Origin of the sequence: Mycobacterium sp. (genome assembly GCF_035314665.1) — a bacterium.
Classification (GTDB): Bacteria; Actinomycetota; Actinomycetes; order Mycobacteriales; family Mycobacteriaceae; genus Mycobacterium.
On sequence record NZ_DATFZD010000384.1, the window covers coordinates 1 to 3,288 of the forward strand.

The window sequence follows — 3,288 nt, forward strand, 5'->3', positions numbered from 1 at the left end:
GCGCTCGTCGTGCCGGCCGACGTCGCCGACGCCCGGGACGCCCGCGCCGCCGTCGAGCGGGTCGTCACCGGACTGGGCCGGCTGGACATCGTGGTCAACAACGCCGGACTCATGCGGATGGGCCCGGCCGCCGAGGCTTCGCTCGACGACTGGGACGAGATGGTGTCGGTCAACGTGCTCGGCGTCCTGCACGTGACGCGTGCCGCCCTCCCGCACCTCATCAACTGAGCCACCGACGCGCCCCGCGGAGTCGCCGACCTGGTCACCATCAGTTCCACCGCGGGCCGGGTCGCACGGCCGGGCACCGCCGTCTACGCGCTGACCAAGTTCGGTGTCAACGCGTTCAGCGAAGCCGTCCGCCAAGAGGTGCTCCAGAAGCGAGTGAGGGTGGGCATCGTCGAGCCGGGCAGGGTGGACACGGAGATCAGCACCCAGCTACCGCAGCACTTCCGTGACGCACTCGACCGGCAGTCCGCGGGCATCGAGATGCTGCGGCCGGTGGACATCGCCGACGCGGTGACCTACATGGTCACCCGCGACCGCAGGGTAGCGATCAACGAAATCCTCGTGCGCGCCGCTGAGCAGACCTGGTAGGGCGGCCCGCCCGGCGGTGAACCCAGCGTGAGGCCACGTCGTGTACACGGGTAGGCGCGGAAAGGAATCACGTGACGCTTGCCCGGCTGATCGCCTGCCTCGCCGTGGTGGCGGCCGTGGTCGCGGCCTGCGGTTCTCAGTCCGGATCACAGCTCACGCGAGGGCACAGCGCACCAGCGGCGGTAAGCCCGACAACCGGGCAGATTGTGCCGGCTCAGCTGCAGTTCACCGCGAAAACCCTTGATGGGCATGACTTCAGCGGTCAAGGTCTTCTCGGGAAACCCGCCGTGCTGTGGTTCTGGGCGCCCTGGTGCCCGGTCTGCCAACGCGAAGCCCCCGCCGTCGGCCAGATCGCGGCCGCCCATCCTGCCGTGACCTTCGTCGGAGTGGCCGGGCTGGACATGGACACGGCGCCGGCCATGCAGGAATTCGTCAGCAAATACCCAGTGAACGGATTCACTGAACTCGCCGACACCGACGGCGTGGTCTGGGCCAAATTCGGCGTAACGCGCCAACCCGCGTACGCGTTCATCCGCCCCGACGGCGGCATCGACGTCGTCAAACAACCCTTGTCGGATGCCGACCTGAGCCAGCGGGTCACCGCGCTGGTCAACCCGTGATCGACACCGTGGGCCTCGGCTTCGCCGTGGCGGCCGGGCTGGCGGCCGCGCTGAATCCGTGTGGCTTCGCGTTTCTGCCCGGCTACCTGGTGTTGGTGGTTGCCGGCGGCAGGGAATGACTCCTCGCGTGCGGCGGCGGTGGCCCGCGCGGGCGCGGCCACCGTGGCCATGTCTGCCGGATTCGTCACCGTGTTCGGCGTTTTCGGGCTGCTGATATCGCCGGTGACAGCCTCCGCCCAGAGATACCTGCCGTTCGCGACCGTGGTCATCGGTGCGCTGCTCATCGTGCTTGCCGGATGGCTGCTGGCCGGCAAGGACATCACGGTCATCGTGCCCAAGCCGTCCGGCGGCGCTCCCACGGCGCAGTTGCGGTCGATGTACGGCTACGGTATCGGCTACGCGATCGCCTCGCTGTCGTGCACGGTCGCACCGTTTCTCGCGGTCATCAGCACGACCGTCAAACACGGATCGGCGCTCACCGGTGTCCTGGGTTTCCTCGCGTACGCCGCAGGCATGGGCGTCACCGTCGGGATGGCCGCGCTCGCGGTGGCCGTTGCCGGGTCGGCGGCCGGTAGCGTACGCCGCCGAATTCTTCCCCAGGCCAGCCGGATCGCCGGAGTCGTCGTGCTCCTGACCGGACTTTATGTGAGCGAATACGGCTACTTCGAAATCCGGCTGTACTTCGCCAACGCCAGTCCGAACGACGCGATCGTCGAATCCGCCGGCCGGGTGCAGGCCTGGCTGGTCCGCCAGGTCGACACGCTGGGGGCCTGGCCGCTAGTGGCCGCGCTGATCGTGCTGGCGGTGCCGTGCGCTGCTCTAGGCTTACGCCATGACCGATCACGACCACGTCGCCGCCCGCCGCGAGATCACGGATGCACTGCTGAACGCGCTCGATCGACGGCATGACGTGCTCGACGTGATCGTGGAAGCCGACAACCGGGCCGGCGCGGTCGAGGCGATTGCGGCGTTGCTTCACACCTCCCGCCTCGGCGGCGAGGCGGTGATGGGGATGTCGTTCGACCAGCTCACGAAGGATGCACGCCGAAAGATCGCGGCCGAGCTCGAGGATTTGAACAGTCAGTTGAGCTTCACCCTCAAACAGCGGCCCGCGAGCTCGGGCGAGAGTCTGGTCCTGCGCCCGTTCGCCGGTGAGTCGGACCGCGACATCTTCGCCTCGCGAACCGACGACATGCGTGCCGCGGGCGACGGCTCGGGTGGGCCGGCCGGCAGTCTGGACGACGAGATCGGGGCGGCGTTGGCCCGTGCCTACGCCGAGGAGGCTGCGTGGTTCGTGGCCGTCGAGGGGCAGCAAAAGGTCGGGATGGTTTTCGGCGAGCTCCTCGGCGGCGAGGTGGATGTCCGGATCTGGATCCACCCCGACTACCGAAAGAGGGGCTACGGGACCGCCGCGCTGCGCAAGTCGCGGTCAGAGATGGCCGCGTATTTTCCCGCCGTGCCGATGGTGGTCCGCGCGCCCGGCGTCAAACCCTCGTAGGCGCCTCAGTCGCGGATAAAGCCTTTGTTACGCATCAGGAAGTCCGCCAGGAACCCGTCATGCGGGATGCCGGGTGCCGCGTAGTAGGTGGGGTAGTGGCCGCTGTAGACGTTGCTAACAGTTGGCTCGCCGACCAACTCGTCGATGAGGTCTTCGTCGCTGGTGATCGCGTTGATCACCAGGGAATGTCGCAACGGGGCGAGACCGTCACCGCGTGACCACGGCGAGACCCACGCGCACGGGAACGGCAGCTCGATGTTGAGTATCTCCGGATCGGGTGTGCTCAGCAGGTGGACGGCCGGGCGCAAGGCCGCGTAGCCGTCGCCGAGGTCGGCGACCACCTGATCGGCGCCGAGCACCGCGACGGTGCCTGCAGCCTTCGCCTCGAGATAACCTGCGATGCTTCGTGCGTTGTCGATCGGCGTGGTGGGAAGCACGGCTCGTTCGTCGACGTTGGGCAGCGGAGCGATCGTGGCGAGCCGCTCGCCGATCGCGCGCGCCAGTGGAACGGCATCACCCTCGTAGAGCACGGCGGTGGTGTTGACACACGCCATCCCGCCGAGGTCGCAGATCGAC

General features: G+C 68.1%; 2 protein-coding genes and 3 pseudogenes. 4 read left to right on the forward strand and 1 reads right to left on the reverse strand.

Annotation, left to right across the window (positions count from 1 at the left end):
• The first annotated feature begins 9 nt into the window (after positions 1-9).
• The 4 genes and pseudogenes from VKI00_RS27330 to VKI00_RS27345 all read left to right on the forward strand — a co-directional run bounded on the left by VKI00_RS27330 (position 10) and on the right by VKI00_RS27345 (position 2,712).
• Positions 10-594 (forward strand): annotated as a pseudogene (locus tag VKI00_RS27330) (SDR family oxidoreductase).
• Between the two features lie 71 nt (positions 595-665).
• Entirely contained in the window at positions 666-1,214 is a 549-nt protein-coding gene (locus tag VKI00_RS27335) for a protein disulfide oxidoreductase (RefSeq protein WP_324443814.1), read from the forward strand.
• Positions 1,211-2,123: pseudogene (locus VKI00_RS27340) on the forward strand (cytochrome c biogenesis CcdA family protein). The gene VKI00_RS27335 and the pseudogene VKI00_RS27340 overlap by 4 nt, the downstream one beginning before the upstream one ends.
• Positions 2,047-2,712, forward strand: coding sequence for a GNAT family N-acetyltransferase (locus VKI00_RS27345; protein ID WP_324443816.1), 666 nt, complete (start codon positions 2,047-2,049; stop codon positions 2,710-2,712). The pseudogene VKI00_RS27340 and the gene VKI00_RS27345 overlap by 77 nt, the downstream one beginning before the upstream one ends.
• A 5-nt stretch (positions 2,713-2,717) precedes the next feature.
• Here VKI00_RS27345 and VKI00_RS27350 read toward each other — a convergent pair.
• Positions 2,718-3,288: pseudogene (locus VKI00_RS27350) on the reverse strand (aldehyde dehydrogenase); the annotation flags it as partial.

What these genes read in the sequence shown, in the direction of transcription:
- VKI00_RS27345 (WP_324443816.1), top strand. Translation starts at nt 2,047, where the DNA reads ATGACCGATCACGACCACGTCGCCGCCCGCCGCGAGATCACGGATGCA.